The organism is Corynebacterium sp. Marseille-Q2823 (genome assembly GCF_903645345.1).
Taxonomy (GTDB): Bacteria; Actinomycetota; Actinomycetes; order Mycobacteriales; family Mycobacteriaceae; genus Corynebacterium; species Corynebacterium hiratae.
Genome location: NZ_CAHJXS010000001.1, coordinates 409141 through 426936, shown reverse-complemented (window position 1 = coordinate 426936; position 17796 = coordinate 409141). Strand labels below are relative to the sequence as shown.

Annotated in this window: 14 protein-coding genes and 1 pseudogene; 2 read left to right on the top strand and 13 right to left on the bottom strand. The window is 61.0% G+C overall.

Features of this window, described 5'->3' with window-relative positions; all coding sequences use genetic code 11:
- Nucleotides 1–402: hypothetical protein (locus HWX44_RS01930; RefSeq protein WP_175972966.1), on the top strand; the 402-nt coding region annotated here is incomplete at its 5' end.
- 9 nt (nucleotides 403–411) lie between these two features.
- Here HWX44_RS01930 and HWX44_RS01925 read toward each other — a convergent pair.
- The 11 genes and pseudogenes from HWX44_RS01925 to HWX44_RS01875 form a co-directional block, all read right to left on the bottom strand.
- Nucleotides 412–3225 carry a DEAD/DEAH box helicase gene (locus HWX44_RS01925; RefSeq protein WP_175972964.1) on the bottom strand — a complete coding sequence of 938 codons (2814 nt, stop codon included), beginning with the start codon at nucleotides 3223–3225 and terminating at the stop codon, nucleotides 412–414.
- A 98-nt stretch (nucleotides 3226–3323) separates the two neighbouring features.
- A complete protein-coding gene (tatC, locus tag HWX44_RS01920; protein WP_175972962.1) occupies nucleotides 3324–4313 on the bottom strand; it encodes a twin-arginine translocase subunit TatC in 990 nt (329 codons plus the stop codon).
- Between the two features lie 190 nt (nucleotides 4314–4503).
- A complete protein-coding gene (tatA, locus tag HWX44_RS01915) occupies nucleotides 4504–4767 on the bottom strand; it encodes a Sec-independent protein translocase subunit TatA (protein WP_046649155.1) in 264 nt (87 codons plus the stop codon).
- Between the two features lie 83 nt (nucleotides 4768–4850).
- Nucleotides 4851–5816 carry a helix-turn-helix transcriptional regulator gene (locus tag HWX44_RS01910; protein WP_175972960.1) on the bottom strand — a complete coding sequence of 322 codons (966 nt, stop codon included), beginning with the start codon at nucleotides 5814–5816 and terminating at the stop codon, nucleotides 4851–4853.
- Nucleotides 5809–6825 carry a helix-turn-helix transcriptional regulator gene (locus HWX44_RS01905; protein ID WP_175972959.1) on the bottom strand — a complete coding sequence of 339 codons (1017 nt, stop codon included), beginning with the start codon at nucleotides 6823–6825 and terminating at the stop codon, nucleotides 5809–5811. The genes HWX44_RS01910 and HWX44_RS01905 overlap by 8 nt, the downstream gene beginning before the upstream one ends.
- A 31-nt stretch (nucleotides 6826–6856) precedes the next feature.
- Nucleotides 6857–8218, bottom strand: a pseudogene (gene pafA / locus HWX44_RS01900) (Pup--protein ligase).
- A 47-nt stretch (nucleotides 8219–8265) separates the two neighbouring features.
- The gene (locus HWX44_RS01895; protein ID WP_010186632.1) at nucleotides 8266–8457 is read right to left on the bottom strand and encodes a ubiquitin-like protein Pup; all 192 of its coding nucleotides are present in this window, start codon (nucleotides 8455–8457) and stop codon (nucleotides 8266–8268) included.
- Between the two features lie 36 nt (nucleotides 8458–8493).
- Nucleotides 8494–10038, bottom strand: a complete 1545-nt coding sequence (gene dop / locus HWX44_RS01890; RefSeq protein WP_175972958.1) for a depupylase/deamidase Dop — start codon at nucleotides 10036–10038, stop codon at nucleotides 8494–8496.
- A 2-nt stretch (nucleotides 10039–10040) separates the two neighbouring features.
- Nucleotides 10041–11609 (bottom strand): proteasome ATPase, encoded by a 1569-nt coding sequence (gene arc, locus HWX44_RS01885; RefSeq protein WP_175972957.1) that lies wholly within the window; start codon nucleotides 11607–11609, stop codon nucleotides 10041–10043.
- Nucleotides 11610–11653: 44 nt separating this feature from the next.
- On the bottom strand, nucleotides 11654–12490 hold the full coding sequence (locus HWX44_RS01880; RefSeq protein WP_175972956.1) for a tRNA (adenine-N1)-methyltransferase: 837 nt from the start codon (nucleotides 12488–12490) through the stop codon (nucleotides 11654–11656).
- A 38-nt stretch (nucleotides 12491–12528) separates the two neighbouring features.
- On the bottom strand, nucleotides 12529–13791 hold the full coding sequence (locus tag HWX44_RS01875) for a M18 family aminopeptidase (protein ID WP_175972955.1): 1263 nt from the start codon (nucleotides 13789–13791) through the stop codon (nucleotides 12529–12531).
- A gap of 75 nt (nucleotides 13792–13866) precedes the next feature.
- Between HWX44_RS01875 and HWX44_RS01870 the strand changes: the two genes are divergently transcribed.
- Nucleotides 13867–14670, top strand: a complete 804-nt coding sequence (locus tag HWX44_RS01870) for a RecB family exonuclease (RefSeq protein WP_046649148.1) — start codon at nucleotides 13867–13869, stop codon at nucleotides 14668–14670.
- Nucleotides 14671–14683: 13 nt separating this feature from the next.
- On the opposite strand, the gene HWX44_RS01865 is transcribed toward HWX44_RS01870, so the two are convergent.
- Both HWX44_RS01865 and HWX44_RS01860 read right to left on the bottom strand, forming a co-directional pair.
- Nucleotides 14684–16351 (bottom strand): formate--tetrahydrofolate ligase, encoded by a 1668-nt coding sequence (locus HWX44_RS01865; RefSeq protein ID WP_175972954.1) that lies wholly within the window; start codon nucleotides 16349–16351, stop codon nucleotides 14684–14686.
- Nucleotides 16352–16413: 62 nt separating this feature from the next.
- Nucleotides 16414–17721, bottom strand: coding sequence for an anaerobic C4-dicarboxylate transporter (locus tag HWX44_RS01860; RefSeq protein ID WP_175972953.1), 1308 nt, complete (start codon nucleotides 17719–17721; stop codon nucleotides 16414–16416).
- Nucleotides 17722–17796 lie beyond the last annotated feature (75 nt).

Below are 17796 nucleotides of genomic sequence, written 5' to 3'. Positions count from 1 at the left end.
CGGTGTTTCGCCCCCCGCCGCCCCCCGCCCGGGGACCTTCCTGGGCTGGCAGAAAGCACCCCGCCATTCCGCGCTCCAGTAACCACCTGGGGATATGGCGGGAAAGCTCGCCGTGCCCAACAGCGCAGTGGGCTTTTTCTCCTTCCCTTCTTCCGCACCTGGTCCATTGACTTCCTCACCACCGTCTCCCCCGCCGGTTTTGTCTTCAACACGATTCCGGCAGTCAAAGGTGACTCGGGCGGTCCAGCTTTAGTCGATGACGCTGTTATCGGTACGCAAGCCCTCATCCTTAACCCGTTGGGGCGCAACCTCAAGCTCGCCACCGTGGCGCTCGTTTCGCCCCACCGCCAAGTACTCGCGGCGGCAGCCACGGCGCTGCTTCGCGGTGGCTCCGAAGACTAGGCGCTAAGCCTAGGCGCCGATGGCGACGACGCCGCGCTGGATCGCGTCGATGGCGCGCCGGGCATTGCGACGAATTTCGTCCTCGTAGCCCGTCTTTGCCACCTGCTGAAGCAGGTCAATGACCTGGCGGCACCAGCGGACAAAGTCACCGGGGGTTAGCTCTGCACCAGACTCGTTAGCCGCGCCCATGCAATAGGCCAGCGGCGCGCCCGCCGTCCACTGGTGGATAGCTAGCGCGAACGACGGCTCCGGCTCCCTCGTTTGCGGCAGGTTATGGCGTTTCTCATCGGCGACGAGCTCGCTATAAATGCGCCATGTAGCGTCCATGGCGTTAGCCATTGCGTCGGTAGCCGCACCGGGTTCCCCGCGAGTGGTCTTGCGGTTTTCAAAGACACAGAGGGAGGCCACACCGGCCAGCTCCGCCGGGTCGAGGTCGTTCCAGATACCGCGCTTGAGGCATTGCGCCACCAGTAGGTCCGATTCGGAGTGGATTTTAGCCAGACGCTCGCCCTCATCCGTGATGACCGGCTCGCGGTTTTCGCCGTAACCATCAAACTCCACGTAGTCCATCTCCGCCAGAAGATCCACGATGCGCTCGAAGGTGCGGCCAAGAGTATCCGTGGCGCGCTCGACCTTATCCTCAAGCCTGGCTAGCTCGCGTTCGCGGCGCGCCAGCTTCTGCGCCACCCCGGCCAGCTGCTCGCGGTCGGTCGCGGGCCAATGGTGCACCGGATGTTCGCGGAGGGCATCGCGCAACTGCGCGATCTTCTTGTTGGGGCGATTCCGCGGCTCAGTGCGCATCTTCTTCGGACGCTTGTAGTAGTCGCGCTTGAAGGACTCCTGGACAAATCGGGTATGGCGGCGCGGGTTCTTCTGCGCTGCGCGCGGGAGCTTCATGTGCCCAACGACGATCGGCGGATTATCGATACCGGCGGAATCGATGCGTCCAGACCATCCCGTTTCAGTGGTTACCCAGGGGCGTGGATCAGCAGTCTGGTTGGCCGGAGTAATAACGACAGCCAACGTTGGCCGCTTCTTTGTTGCGATGGCGATGACCTCACCCACCTGCAAGCGAGCCAGTACTGCGGCAACTTCCTTGTTCCTCTCCTCCTTCTTGGATGCCCGCGCTGACTTCTCCTCGTCGGTCAGCGCTCGGCGCAGCCGCATATAGTCCATGAGAATCTCAGCGGGGTCTGCGCCATCGGCGGCAGGCGGAGCCAAGTTATCTACGGCCTGCTCCAACTGTGCGCGTAGTTCGCGGACGCGGTGCTCAGCGCGCTCAATCTCTCGGGTTTCCTCCACAACGGATCCATCCGCCTGGAACTGGGCGAAAGACTTCTCCAGCAATCGGAGCGAGTCATCAAAGCCAAGCATGCCTAGCAGGTTGATAGCCATGTTGTAGCCGGGCTCGAAAGTGGAAATGAGCGGATAGGTACGAGTTGACGCAAGCCCCGCCACCGCGGTGGGATCCATAGCGGGTGCCCACTGAACGACGGCATTGCCCAAGGTATCGATGCCTCGCCTACCGGCGCGGCCGGTGAGCTGTGTGTACTGGCCCGGTGTCAGGTCCACGTGTGCCTCGCCGTTAAATTTCACCAGCTTTTCCAGCACCACGGTGCGCGCCGGCATGTTGATTCCTAGGGCCAACGTTTCGGTGGCGAAGACTGCCCGCACGAGGCCCTTGACGAACAGTTCCTCTACGATGTGCCTAAAGGCCGGCAGCATTCCTGCGTGGTGAGCGGCGAAGCCACGCGAGAGTGCTTCGCGCCAACGTTTGAAATCAAGGACCTTGAGGTCTTCTTCCGGAATGCCTTCCACGCCCTTATCGACGATGGCCTTGATCGCAACAGCCTCCTCCTGGGAGGTCAGCACCATGCGGGAACGCAAGCACTGATACAGAGCACCGTCGCAGCCCGCGCGGGAGAAGATGAAGGTAATTGCCGGCAGCATCTCCATTGATTGCAGCTCTTTGAGAACCTCCGGGCGGCCAAGCGGACGGTAACGGTCCTGCGCACGAGGCGCGCCGCTGCGCCGATCACTGTGCCGGTCGCCGCGCCCGCCGCCTTTGTGACGGGCGCGGGCGCGGAAGCTCGCACGGTTCTGGGCATAGTCTGCGCGGCCATTATCGGTATCGCCGGCCTCCAGACGTTGGATACGCCGTGCGAGCTCAGTGTTTACCTGGCCGCCTGAGTCGGGTTCAAAAAGCGGATAGATTTTGCGGCCGACCATCATCCACTGGTCCAGCGGTACTGGGCGCTTGTCGGTGACAATGACCTTGGTGTCACCACGCACGGTGGTCAGCCACCGGCCGAACTCCTCGGAGTTGGATACCGTTGCGGACAAACCAATGATGGAGACGTGCTCCTCCAGGTTGAGGATGACCTCTTCCCACACTGCGCCGCGCGAAGCATCCGCAAGAAAGTGGATCTCATCCATGACCACATGGGTCAAGCGATCCAATGCACCTGAGCCCGCGTAAATCATGTTGCGCAAAACCTCAGTGGTCATCACGAGGATGTCCGCGGAGGAGTTAATGGAGACATCACCGGTCAGCAGCCCGACCGCATCCTCACCATGCGCGTCAACTAGGTCGTGGTACTTCTGGTTACTCAGCGCCTTGATGGGTGTGGTGTAGAAACAGCGGGTCCCTTGGCGCAGCGCCAAGGACACGGCGAACTCACCCACCACGGTTTTACCCGCGCCGGTGGGCGCACAGACCAGAACACCGTGGCCAGCTTCGACGGCTTGGCATCCTTGGATCTGGAATTCATCCAGTGAGTACGGAAGCGCTTGGGTGAACTCGTCCAGATGCGTCAGTGTCATAAGTCTCCAGGGTACCTGTCAAGGGCGGCCTGCTAGCGCGCCGGTCCCCGGCGCCAAGCGGGATAGTTTGAACAAGTCCCCTAAGAAGGCTGACCAGCTTACAGAACGTCGTCGAAAAAGCCGCTCTGCGGGGGCTGAGTATTCGTCTGCTGAGGCTGCGGTACCCGAGCGTCAGCAGACGAAGCCGAGGCCACCGGCCTGGAAGATACTGGCCGTGAAGACGCAGAAACGCTCGTGGATGCAGACACCGGAGTTGGTGCGCCAATGGCACCCGGACCTTCATCCAGCGACGAGGCAGTTTCATCGTCCACGTCCATCCAGTCTGGACGTTGGCGCTTTTGGCGCTTGTCGTTGATGCGGCAGAACTGGAAAGCTATCTCCACAAGAATCACGAGAGCACCGGCCAAAACCAACATTGAGAAGGGTTCTTGGCCCGGTGTAACAACCGCGGCGAAAATCATGATGACGACAATGATGATGCGGCGCTTATCTTTGACGTGGTCATATTCCAAGACACCGATCAGGTTGAGGCAAACCACGAGTAGTGGGATCTCAAAGCTGACGCCAAAGATGAGGAGCAACGCCAGCAGGAAGTAGAAGTAACGTTCACCTGTCAGTGCTGCGGTCTGGTACTCCGAGCCCATTCCCATGAGGAACTCCAAACCCACAGAAAGGATGACGTAGGCGAGAACCGCGCCGAGCACGAAGAGCAGGACCGCAGTCGAGACAAACAAAAAGGTAAAGCGGCGTTCGTTCTTGTGCAGGCCGGGCACGATGAAGGCCCATATCTGGTAGAGCCAGACCGGTGAGGACAATACGGTGCCGGCTAACGCGCCAACCTTGAGTCGGAGCATCAGCATTTCGAAGGGGCTGGTTGCGAGCAGACGGCATTCGCCGTCCGCGGAGAAGGAAACACGGCTCTCTTCAGGGAGTGAGCAATAGGGACCGCGCAAAATCTCACCTAGCGGTGACATGCCAAACGGGGCGTGTTGGTACCAGATGAATCCGATGATGGCACCCACAACGAGGGCGAGAAGGGAAATGACGATGCGTCGGCGCAGCTCCTGGAGGTGCTGAACTAAGGTCATCTCCCCCGTTGGGTTCTTGGGCTTGCGGCGTAGCTTTGAGCTCCATTTTTGCTTCGGCGCGTTAGAAGCAGGATTCGACGGTGTACTCGCGGTACTCAAAGCAAGACCTCCACAGAAAAGCCCACGACGGCAGGCGAGGCCTCAGCACGCCGAGGGACGCGGAGTGTGGTCTGCCTGCCGGGAAAGATTATTAGTTCTGGTTTCCGTCAGCCGGCTTGGAAGTGCGCGGCTGCATCTCCGGGCTGTTCCAAAAGTCCTCGTCGGACTGCTTGGAGCCCGCGATCTGGCCCTGCTGCTCAGAGGTGTTGTTCTCCTCTTTCATCTCCTTGACTTCGGACTTGAAGATGCGCATAGACCGGCCCATGGAGCGAGCCAGCTCCGGCAGCTTCTTAGCGCCGAATAGCAGCACGATCACGAGAACAACAAGGCCGATTTCCAAAGGTCCCACGGTCATTGAGGGTGCCCCTTCTTTCTTGGTCGATGAAGCGTGCTTGTTCACACAGCGCGACGCTGAGCGACGTGCACGCGGGAGAGCTCTTAGTCTGGCAGTTGAGTATAACGCTCCAGTGCTCGTTTTCTATGCTCCGAAATGGCGTCAACGAGCTTCTGCGGCCCCACAACCCGCATGCGATCAGCTTGGCCGAGCGCGAAACGGCTAAACCACGCCTCCGAGCCGACCGGCATCGTTGCAGCTATGAGGCCATTTTCTAGGGTCTCGCCAAGGGTGATGTCGTAGTGTTCCGCTAGCCAGGTGAATTCTTGGTGAATCTCCAGCTCCGCAACAAGAGTGTGATCTAGACCAAAGGGTGAATCTGGGTTGAAATCCAGTTCGCGCACATGTGGGGTGGCGGTTGCGTCAAGCACCTCAACATCACTCATGCGGTCGAGGCGGAACGTTCGGTGCTCCCCCACCGACTCGTCCCAGGCCACCAAATAGGGTTCGCCGTCCACGATAAAGATGCGGGCCGGGTGCACGGTGCGCTCGCTGGTGCGGTTGGAGGACATACTCCAGTAGGTTAAACGCACTTGCCGGCGCTTGTCGACGGCCCCCGCCAACGCCGCTTGCACCTCGGACTCCTCGGGATCGGTCGTGGCCAGGGAATCATAGATGGCGGCTGTCTTTTCATCCATGATCTCGCGCAGCTTCGCGGCGGCAGAGTGGACCGCGGAGACGTCGACAAGCCCCGGCATTGCCTCAAGAGACTCGAGCGTTAGCAGCAACGCGCCGGCCTCAGTTGGGGTCAGTCGCAATGCCTGGGTCAGGCCCTGGTCGTTGTAGATCTCGATGCCATCGCGGTAGCTAAAGCTTAAGTCGATAAGGTCCTCGGTATTGCGGCCCACACCGGAGCAGAAGAGACGGTCGATAGCATCCTTAAGCTCAGCAGGGGTCATCCCTAAATCCTCGGCAGCCTCCATCGGGGTCAGCCCCGGGTGGTTACGCAGGTAAGGGATGAGGTTGAGGGAGCGAACAAGGGACTGCAGCTTGCGGGGTTGATCAACCATGGCGGGCCTCCTCGCCAGACGCTGATGATGGGGCATCACCGACACTTAAGAGTGTGATGATGTCGGCACGAACCTCTGCTGGTTCAATCACCACGACATCTGGTGCATAACCAGCAGCGGTACGCACCAACCAATCGCGGTGTACGTTGGTGAGCTCTAGGAGCCCATCTTCGCGCCTGCGTCCGGCGTCGACAAGCTCGGCGGCCTGACCCTCGGGAACCTCGAGGACAGTATTTACCGTTTCGCCCCGCTCCAGCGCCTCTACAACGAGATCCTGCAGTGGTGCAGTGGGCTCGAGATGCGTTGCTGTGGCACGCGAGCGCCTGACGTTGTCCACGCGGGTAGCGCGAAAAGTTCGGGGAGCCTCGCGGTCCACATCCCAACCGACGAGATAAACACGATCCCGGTGGTTGACCAGCCCCCAGGGATCCATATGGCGGCGAACCGCCTCGGCAGAGGGCGTGGCGTAGTAATCGAAGGAAATGCGCAGCCCAGCACGCACTGCGGTGATGACTCCAGTGACGAGCTCTGGGCTCAACCTGGTCATGTCGTTGACTGCGGTGTACACCGGCGCTCCGCTCAAGTCGCGGGAGGCGCCTGAGGCTGCGATCTTGGTCCACGCGGAGAGACTGAAATCGCTTAAGCCTCCCGGAGTGCCGATGCCGCCGGCTACGCCGAGAACCATGGCCTCCTCCGGCGTGAAATCGACGGGAGGTAGCTGGTAGTTTTCGGGATCGAGCCGGTACAGCGAACCTTCTGCCCCACTGCTGTGCACTACCGGAACACCAGCGCGCTGCAGGGTCACAATGTCGCGGGAAAGTTGTTTCTGAAAAGCCTCGTCGCTGCGAGACTGGTAGCCCTCGACGTGGCTGCGGATCCACGCTGCGCTGCGGTCAGGAACCCCGCCTTGGTGCGCGGCGCCATGCAGCGCAAAGGTGAGGTTGGTGAGCCTTTCGATAGCGCGGTCTCTGACCGGCGTCCGGGCTGCAGTGCGATCTGCTGAAGGCATAGTGGCAGGTTCCTTGATCAGCTCTACGGCTCTATGAGCCTGGGTGCGAACGCATGTAGTCTAACAACCCATCTAGGCGCGGGTCCTCGGACACAAACGGGTCGGAGAACTCCTCGGTCATCGGTTCAGGCCGGTTGACCTTCATCCGCGTCCAATCCACCGTTACCGCGGCATCGAGCTCGCGGGCAACAGCGAGAAACTCCCCGCGCAGCTTGGCACGGGTGGTCTGCGGGGCGGTGTCGACGGCAGCATCGATTGCAGCGTCGTCGATCCAGCGTTTCACCATGCCGCGCTGCTCCAATACGCTGTAGAGGCCGCGACCTGGACGGATGTCATGGAAGGTCAGGTCAATCTGTGCCAGCTTGGGGTGCGACCAATCCCCGCCCAGGCGCTCGCGGTAGCGGTTCAGCAGGCTGCGCTTGATGACCCAATCGATCTCGCGGTCAACGCCGGAGAAATCCTGAGTATCGATGGCCTGGAGGGTGCGCTTCCACAAGTCCACGACACGGGCTAACTCAACCGTCGGAGTGCCTGCGTCCTCGCGGTGATCCAGCCAGCGCTCGGCAGCGGTACAGAGCTCCTGCTGTACGGCGAGCGCGGTGGTGCTGCCGCCTCCCTCAAGCGGAAGCTCGGTGCGGCCGGTGGGGTCGAGCGCGATGGCCCTAATGTGTTTAATTGGCTCGAGTACCGAGAATGCCGGCACCTCAAAACCGGCTTCCAGCATCTCCAGCATGAGCAGCGTGGAGCCAACTTTGAGGGCCATCGTGGGTTCGGCCATGTTGGAGTCGCCAACGATAACGTGCATGCGGCGGAAACGCTTGGAATCACCGGCGTTCGCGATAAGAGTGGGAGGCGAGTGTCGAGACACACCTCAGACCTGGTCGGCGCGCTGCGAGAGAACAAACCGAGCAGGTTCCTCCCCCTTGGCAGGTTTAATCATCCCCGCACCGCAAATGAGCTGGCGGGTAATCATAAACGGCAACAGGGCTTTGCCGAGGTCCTTGAGTACCACGTGGCGGCCGATGAGGTAGTTCTCGTGGCAGCCGTAGGAATTGCCCGCGGAATCTACGTTGTTCTTGAACAAGTAGACGGCGCGTTTCGCCCCCTCCGCCACCAAGGCTTCCTCCGCCTGTACGGCCATGCGGTTGATCATGGCATCGCCGGCGCGCTCGTACGCGATGAGCTGGCTCAGGCTATCGCATTCAGCGGTAGCGATCTCCGGGTGGGAGCCGACGTCGAGGTAGAGGCGGGAGGCGTTAGGGCTAAAGATATTTGAGGAGGAGTACTTCGACACGATGGGCCGGAAAAGCACGCGGGCGATCTCATCCGGGGACATCACCCGCTGTCCATCGCTTGTGCTCGCAGTAATGCCGTACTCGGTTTCGATGCCCATAATCCGCCGTGCATAAACGGGGGCGTTATCGGAGGGCTGCTCCACCTTTATTCGCCGCCCTTTTGGACGTAGGAGCGCACGAACTCCTCGGCATTGGACTCCAAAAGGCCGTCAATCTCATCGAGGAGGTCATCGGTACCCGCGCTGTTGATGCTGACTTGTCCGGCGTCGAACTCCGGAGTGTCGCCTCCTTGACCGTTGCCGCCACCGGCGTTGATCTGAGATTGCTGTCCGCTCATTCTTAAGAGCTCCTTTCGCGAGTGGAAAATGCTGCGCTAATACAGTGTAGGGTACTCGATTCGCACCCCGAGCTGGCGCAAACTATCAACGAAGTCGGCGGCACTGCCCGCAGATTCCAGTAGAGCGCCCACCTCGTCTTGCCCGAGTCTTGTGGTGTCGTCGAGCGCCACGCAGGCAGTACCAGAGTTGGCTCCCTCGGCCTCACCGATGCGGAAGGTTAGCGACTGCCAGGAGGCCGCCACGACATCCTCCCCGAACTTCCGGGTGGCATGTCCGCGCAGGTAGGCGCGGGTATCTGCGGGCGGCGTCTCTGCTGCTGCTGCGATCTCTTCCTCACTGACCAGGGTGCGCATCTGCCCCTTGCGCACGAGCGCATGGTAAAGGGACTTGGCCGGATCGATATCGGTGTACTGCAGATCGATGAGCGCCAGTTTCGGGTCATCGGCAGCCACGCCGCGGTCGAGGTAGCCCTTAAACAAGCGATACTTGGCTACCCAATCCAGCAGGTGGGCGGCCTTGAGCGGATTGTCCGCCAGGAGCTCGACAACCTCGTCCCAGGCGGCGAGCACCTTTTCATCCGCCACAGTGGTGGCGGTGACCCTTTCCCGGTATGCGGCGAGAATGTCGAGGGCGGTGAGGCGGCGACCGTCGCGAAGCGCCAGCTGGTGCGTCAAGGTGAGATCCCGGCTCACCCGCTGCACCTCCTCCACCGGCTCTGCTAGGCGCAGATCACTAAAGTCCACGCCGCTCTCGATGGCATCGAGTACCAGCGAGGTCATGCCCAGCTTGAGCAGCGTCGAGGTATGGGACATCGTGGCATCACCGATGATGACGTGCAGGCGACCGAAGTCCTCGGCGACCGCATGTGGTTCATCACGGGTGTTGATGATGCCGCGGTTGAGGGTGGTTTCCAGGGAGATCTCCTGCTCGATATAGTCCGCGCGTTGCGAGATCTGGAAGCCTGGCTCCTCACCGTCAGCACCCAATCCCACGCGTCCGGCACCAGTGACCACCTGGCGAGCGACGAAAAAGGGAATCAGCCCCTGGGCAATGTCATCGAAGTCAGTATCCCTGGAGTACTGGTAGTTCTCGTGGCTTCCATAGGAAGCACCTTTGCCGTCCACGTTGTTCTTGTAGAACTTCAGCGGCGGGCAGGGATCGTGTGTGGCCAACACCGACGTGCCCTGCGCGGTCAACGGTGCTACGGACTCCCCTGCACGGCGCAGGATGAGGTCGCCGGCGGCGTCGTAAAGCATCGCATCCCAGGCATTCGTGCACTCCGGTGAGGAGTACTCGGGGTGGGCGTGATCGACGTAGAAACGCGCGCCATTGGCGGTCACCACGTTGGCCACACCCAAGGCATTCGGGTCCACCACGGGCACGGTGTGATAGCGCTTGAGATCGAAGCCGCGGCTATCGCGCAGTGGGTGCTCCTCCCGAAAATCCCAGCGGGAGCGCGCACCGGTATGCAGGGCGGCATAAGCCACAACAGCATGGGTGGAGGTCACAATCGGTGATAACGCCGGGTTGGACGGCGTGGAGATTCCATATTCAGTTTCGGTTCCTAGAACACGGCTCATGGCTACACTCCCATCAATTCGACCTGTGTGACATATGCGCCAGCAGAGGTACCGGCGACGATCTTCGCCCACTCTTCCGGGTTGGCGGAGGTGGGGACGTATTCCGATTCAGCCTGCTCAGCGGCGATGGCCTGGTGCAGGTGCGCGGCGGTGATACCTGCGGGCTGTGCCCCTTCGCGGTTTGTGGTTGGGTCCAACGCTTCCTTAATCGCTAGCTTCTTGGCACGGGAAACGATGTTGGCAATCATCGCGCCGGACACGAAGTCCCGGTAATGCAGCACGCGCGGATCCGCGTTAGCGAAGTGGAGTTTGACGAACGGCCGCTCGGCGTAGAGATCGTCGACCGCGGTATCGATGAGCTGGGAAAGGTCACCCTCGTGCGGGACTGATTCCGGAAAGTGGCGCGCAAAGATTTCCCGCGCGCCCTGCTTGGTCGGGCGGTTGACGCGAATCTTGATATCGAGGCGCCCCGGGCGCATGATGGCGGGGTCGATGAGTTCCTCGCGGTTGGTGGCGCCGATGACGATGACGTTGCTGAGCTTCTCCACACCGTCCAGCTCCGTCAGCAGCTGCGGGACGACGGTGGTCTCCATATCGGAGGACACACCGGAGCCACGCGTGCGGAAGATGGATTCCATCTCATCGAAAAAGATGATGACCGGGCGCTGGCTGCCATCCTCGGTGGGCTCGGAAGCAAGCTCGCGGGCGCGTTCGAAGATGAGGCGGATGCGGCGCTCAGTCTCGCCTACGAATTTATTGAGCAGTTCTGGGCCCTTCACATTGAGGAAGTAGCTGGGGGCACTAGCTCCCAGCGACGCGGACAGCGAATGCGCTACCGCCTTGGCGATGAGCGTCTTTCCGCAGCCTGGCGGGCCGTAGAGCAGCACGCCCTTGGGCGGCTGGAGATCGTACTGGCGGTAGAGTTCCGGGTGCAGGAAAGGCAGCTCGACGGAGTCACGGATGAGGGAGATCTGCTCGTCCAAACCGCCGATGTCTTCGTAGGAGACGTCAGGAACCTCCTCCAGCGTGAGCTGCGCTACCTCAGTCTTGTGCACGCGCTCGGTGGCAACACCAGATTTGGGCTCGACCAAGAGGGTATCGCCGGCGCGCACGGTATCCCGCAACGCTGCAGCAAGGAGAACAACCTGCTCTTCACCAGAGGAATTGATGACCACGGCGCGGTCGGTGCCGAGACGTTCTTGGAGCGTCGCCAGCGCGCCCGTATTTACCGGGGCGCAGGCCTCCACGACGACGAAGCCCTCGCCCAAGCGCACCTGCTGCCCTACTTTCAGGGAGCCGGGCTCCAGGTTTGGCGAAATCTTGACCCGCATGGCTCGGCCATTGGTATAAACCTCGGCGTCACGGCGTGAATCATGCGCGCGCCCGGAATAGCCCAGAAAGACACCGTATGTGGAGGCAGGCTCCGCAAGGGCGTCAACCTCCGCGAGCATCTGCTGAAGCTTCGTGCGCGCATCCTTCAACAGGGCAGCAAGCTTGGCATTGCGTTCAGCGAGCTGCTCTATCTGGCGACGCTGCTGGCCAAGTTCCTGGGAATGAGTGGCATCGTTCATAGAGTCCACCCTAGCGCGCAGTGCGCCACGTTTAATCTCGGGGCTTATTTTCGGGCGCGGCGCTGCGGGCGGGGTGGAGTGACACCGTCGGCAAGCCGGCGCGTCCAGATCAGAAACGCCGTGTGCGCGTTCATGCGATGCTCAGGGCGGGTGGCCAAGCCGTCCACCTTCCATTCGCGCACCAGGGACTCCCAGGCACGCGGCTCCGTAAAGCACTTGAGCTCGCGGATGCCCTCCATCACCTTCATCAGCTGCGGAACGGTAGCCACGTAGGTCATGAAAACGCCGCCTGGAATGAGGATATCGCGCACCTTCTCGAGGTGCTCCCAGGGCTCGAGCATGTCCAGGATGACGCGGTCCACCGGGCCACCCAGATCCTCGACGGTGACATCGGCCAAGTCCCCCAGACGCGGGCTCCACCATTCGGGCTGCTTACCGAAGTATTCGGTGACGTTGTCCACGGCGTATTCCAAATGATCATCGCGGACCTCATAGGAGAAAACGTGGCCCTCCGGCCCCACGGCGCGCAACAACGTCATCGAGAGAGCACCGGAACCGGCGCCAGCCTCGAGCACTCGTGCGCCCATGAAAATATCGCCTTCGACCAGAATCTGCGCGGAGTCTTTGGGATAGATCACCGCGGCACCCCGTGGCATCGACAGGACATGGTCCACCATGAGGTGGCGGAACAAGAGGAAGGAGCTGCCCAGAGTCGAATCGATGACGGAGCCTTCATCCATGCCGACGACATCATCGTGGTTGATGATGCCCTTGTGCGAATGGAACTGGCCTCCCTCCTCGAGGACGATGGTGTAGTGACGCCGCTTGGCATCGGTGAGCTGCACGCGGTCGCCGTAGCGGAAGGGGCCAGAATAAGCCATGGCGTGGGAACCTTTCACATAGTTCGGGGTGGCAAGGATTAACCCACCAAGTATGCCTCAAGGGCGTTACCAAGCCATAGTTGGTCGCGCTCGCCCACCAGCTCGCGGGCCGAGTGCATCGAGAGCATCGGCACTCCCACGTCGACGGTGGGAATGCCCAAGCGGGTGGCGGAAATCGGGCCGATGGTGGAGCCACAGGGCACGTCGTTATTGCCTACGAAGCGCTGGTAGGGCACCTCAGCGCGGCGGCAGGCAGATTCCCACAGGGCCACAGTGTTGGCGTCGGAAGCGTAGCGCTGGTTGCCGTTGATCTTGGTGACTGGGCCTTGGCCGATGATCGGGTGGTGCGTGGGATCGTGCTTCTCCGCGTAGTTGGGGTGCACGGAGTGAGCGGCATCCGCAGACACACAGCTGGAGCGCGCGAACATCTGGAAGCGCTGCTCCTCATCGGCCCCGAGCGCCCGTGCCGTACGGGTAAGGATATCCCCCAGAATCGGGCCGCCCGCGCCATAGCGCGAGGAAGAACCGACCTCTTCGTGGTCGAAGGCCGCCATGACGAGGATGTCCTTGTGCTCAATTGAGTCGGCATTGCGGGCGGCGGCGAGGAGGGCACGCAGGGAGGCGTGAACGGAAGAGAGATTGTCCATGCGTCCAGCAGCGATGAGCTTTTCGCCGGCGCCAAAGACCTCACCGTGCTGGGCATCGGCGGTAATGAGGTTGAAGGAAGCGATATCTTCCGGGGCGACGCCTAGCTGCTTGCCGACGACCCCCATCACCGACGTTTCCGGAGTGCCCACGGAGAGCACCGGCTGCATGTGGCGCTGGCGATCCGGCTTGAACTTATCCTTGCGGTAGAGGTGGATAGCCAGCGAAGGCAAGCGCAGCAAAGGCCCGGTGTTGACCAAGTGGCGGCTACCATCCTTCGTTATGACCTGGCCGCCCACGGTGAGCTCACGGTCGAACCAGCTGTGGAGAAGCACACCGCCATAGACTTCCACGGCCACCTGCTGCCAACCGGCGGAGTCGAAATCTGGGGTGGGTTTGAGAGCAAGACCGGGCGAATCAGTATGGGAGCCGATAATCCGGAAACCCGAATCCGGACTGGCACCTTCGGGGACAAACCATGCCATGACCGCACCACCCCGGACCATGACGTGGCCGCCCGGTTCGGCTGACCACTCGGCGGACTCATCCTGACGGCTAAAACCCGCCTCAACGAGTCTGCGCGCTACCTCCTCAGCCGCGTGGTAGGAGGACGGGCTGGCGGCGATGAAATCGAGAAAATCTTGCGTAGTGCTCATGCTTCCAGCTTGCCACGGACTGCCGGGTGATGCCGGAAGGACTGTGTGTGCCTATGCGCTAGGCTGAGAAACATTATGCCGAAACGACTAGCCCTCTCCCCTTCCCGCGCCTCCGATTACAAGCAGTGCCCGCTGCTCTATCGCTTCCGGGCCATCGACAAGCTCCCCGAGCCCAAGACGAAGGCACAGGTCAAGGGAACGCTGGTCCACGCCGTCCTGGAAAAGATGCACCAGCTACCCCGCGAGGAGCGGGAGTACCCGGTGGCGGTGAAGATGATTAAGCCCGAATGGGCAGTGATGATTGAATCCGATCCCGAGCTACGCGAATTAGTCCCAGAACAGGAAGAACTCGACTTCTTCGTCGAAGCACGTGAGCTCATCAAGGGCTACTTCCAGATGGAAAACCCGCAAGGTTTCGACGCCCACGAGTGCGAAATGTACGTCGACACCGTGCTGCCCAACGGCGTGCCGGTGCGCGGGTTTATCGACCGCGTCGACGTCGCCCCCACCGGCGAGGTGCGTGTGGTCGACTATAAGACCGGAAAGAAGCCGCTCCCCCGTTATTCCCAGGACGCGCAGTTCCAAATGAATTTCTACGCGCTGGTGTACTGGCGGCTACTCGGCACCATCCCTACGCAGCTGCGGCTGATGTACCTCAAGGTTCTGGACTCTATGTTCCTCACGCCGGGACCGGAGGAACTGGAGTATTTCGAGCGCGACCTAGGCGAGCTCTGGGCCAGAATCGAAGGCGATGGCAAGGCCGGAGACTTTAGGCCGAAGACTTCAAAGCTGTGCGGTTGGTGCTCGTTCCAAGACCTCTGCCCGGCTTTTGGTGGAACGCCACCCGAGTATCCCGGGTGGCCCGACCAGACCGCGTAGACCGCACGGCGGCTTAGAACAAGCCGGAGATCGATCCGTCAGCGGCAACGTCGATGTTGTTCGCCGCGGGCTTCTTTGGCAGGCCCGGCATGGTCATGACGTCACCGGTTAGGGCAACGATGAAACCAGCGCCGGTGCGCGGCTGAAGTTCGCGGACGTGGAGGACGTGGCCTTCCGGAGCGCCGAGCTGGCTGGGATCATCGGAGAAGGAGTACTGGGTCTTAGAGATAACGACGGGGAACTTCTCCCAGCCGTTGTCCTTGATGTACTTGAGATCCTTGAGGGCCTTGGAAGAATACTCGACGCGTTCTGCGCGGTAAATTTCCGTGGCGATGGTCTCGATGGATGCCTCGATACCATCGGCGGGATCGTAAAGCTGGTGAGAGGAGCCTTCGGAGAGGCTGTCCAAAAGGCGCTCAGCTAGCGCGGTGGCGCCGGAGCCTCCCTTGGCCCACACCTCTGCTTCCTCGAGCGCGACGTTAAAGTCTGCCGCCCACTGGCGCATGAACTCGCGCTCGGCATCGGTATCGCTGCCAAAGAGGTTGAGGGCCACCACTGGGGTCAGACCAAACTTGCGGAGGTTCTCCACGTGGCGCTCCAGGTTGACCACACCCTTCTTCAACGCTTCCAGGTTTTCCGTAGTCAGTTCCTCACGTGGCTGGCCACCGTTGTACTTCTGGGAACGGATTGTCGCCACGACGACGGCGCCGGCGACATCGAGGTCACCGAAGCGGGACTTGACGTCGAGGAACTTTTCACCGCCGAGATCCGCGCCGAACCCTGCCTCCGTAAGAACTATATCGCCGAAGCGCATCGCGGTCTGGGTAGCGAGGAGCGTGTTGCAGCCGTGAGCGATGTTGGCAAATGGTCCGCCGTGGACGAAGGCCGGGGTTCCGCCGAGAGTTTGCACCAAGTTGGGGTTGAGTGCATCGCGCATCAGTGCCGTCAGCGCGCCTTCTGCCCCCAACTCGCGGGCAGTGACCGGCTTCTGGTCATAGGTGTAGCCCACGGTAATGTCGCCAAGGCGCCTCTTCAGGTCTGCCAAGTCAGTGGCGAGTCCCAGGATGGCCATGATTTCGGATGCCGCGGTAATGGTGAAACCGGTCTCCCCCGGTACACCGTGGGCCGGGCCGCCAAGACCGGTGACGACATTGCGCAGCGCGCGGTCGTTGACGTCGATACAGCGCTGCCAGGTGATGCGACGCGGATCGATGTTGAGAGCGTTGCCTTGGTGGATGTGGTTATCGATGATGGCGGCCAAGGTATTGGTCGCCGCAGAGATGGCGTGGAAGTCACCCGTGAAGTGGAGGTTGATGTCCTCCATGGGAACAACCTGGGAGTAGCCGCCTCCCGCGGCACCTCCCTTAATGCCCATGACGGGGCCCTGGGAGGGCTCGCGCAGTGCCACGATAGCCTTCTTCCCCAGCTGGGTGAGGGCATCGGTCAAACCGATAAGGACAGTGGATTTGCCCTCACCTGCTGGAGTCGGTGAGACACCAGTAACGAGGACGAGCTTGCCGTTGGCGGGGGTATCCCCAACTTGGGTGATATCTACCTTGGCTTTATTCTGCCCATAAGGGATAAGAGCGGGCGCCGGGATACCGGCGCGGGCAGCAATATCAGTGATGGGTTCGAGCTGGTGGGCTTGAGCGATCTCAACATCAGAAGGTTGCGTAGTCATGCCCACCAGCTTAGCGCGCTAAAGAAGTGTCTTGAGCAAAATCAAATAATTTTTTGATAATGCTAGAGAACGACTGCGCCGATGGCGTAGCACAGGAGGACCGACAAGGCGATGCTCACAGTGCCAGGAATGATGAACGGGTGGTTGAAGACAGCCTTTCCGATGCGGGTCGAGCCAGTGTCATCCATTTCAACGGCCGCCAACAGGGTCGGGTACGTCGGCAGAATGAACAGAGCGGATACCGCGGGGAAGGCAGCGACAGCGGTCAGCGGGTTGACGCCAAGGGCCAGGGCCGCAGGCATGAGAGCCTTGGTGGTGGCTGCCTGGGAGTACAACAGCGCCGCAGCAAAGAAGAGCACGATGGCCAGCAACCATGGGGCGGACTCGATGATGGACCCGGAGATAGCCTGGATGTCCTCCATGTAGTGGTTAATCAGCGTGGTGCCCAACCAGGCCACACCAAGCACACAGATACAGGCAGACATGCCAGACTTGAACACTGGGGTGTTGAGAACATCGCCAGCGGAGATCTTGGTGATCATGACGATGAGGGTTGCAGCGGTAAGCATCACCGTCATGATGGCTTCGTTACGGGGCAGAGTCGGCTCTTCGATGAGTCCTACCTGGGAGGAGGTCAGGGTGGCCCACAGCATAACGATGACGATGGCAACCAGGAAGATGATCACGGAGGTCTTGGCGCCCTGCATCGGGCTGTAGCTGTGGGAACCCTGTGGCATCTTCACCAAGCCTTGGGCCTTACGTTCTTGGTAAACGGGATCATCTTCGAGCTCAGCGCCTGCTCGGTTGGCAATCCAGGCGGCAGGGAAAATGGAGAGGAACGTCGCAGGAATGAGCACGGCGAGGATCTGCAAATAGCCCACGCCCATGGGCTCCAACAGGGAGGCCAGCAAGACTACGGCCGCAGAGATGGGTGAGGCGCAGATGGCCATCTGCGAGGCAACAACCGCGATGGACAACGGGCGTGAGGGGCGGACCTTGCCTTCCTTGGCTACCTCGACGATAACCGGGAGCGTGGAAAAAGCGGTGTGTCCAGTGCCTGCCAGAACGGTCATCAGCCACGTGACCACCGGGGCGTAGAACGTGATCTTCTTCGGGTTTTTACGAAGGAACTTCTCTGCCAGGTAGACGAGATAGTCCATGCCACCGGCGCGCTGCATGGCAGCGATGGCCGCGATAACGGTCATGATGATGCCGATGACATCGAAGGGGATATCTTCGCGGGTGACGGGGACGCCGGTGAGGCCCAAAAGTAGAACGCCCAAGCCGCCGGCCATACCAATGCCGATTGAACCGATTCGGGCACCGAGATAAATCGCCGCAAGGACGATGAGGATGTGCACTACAACCATTGTGTAACTCCAATATGTGCAGTTGAACTGCAGTATGGGTGGTAATTCGCGCGGCGGTCAGAACACGACCATGGC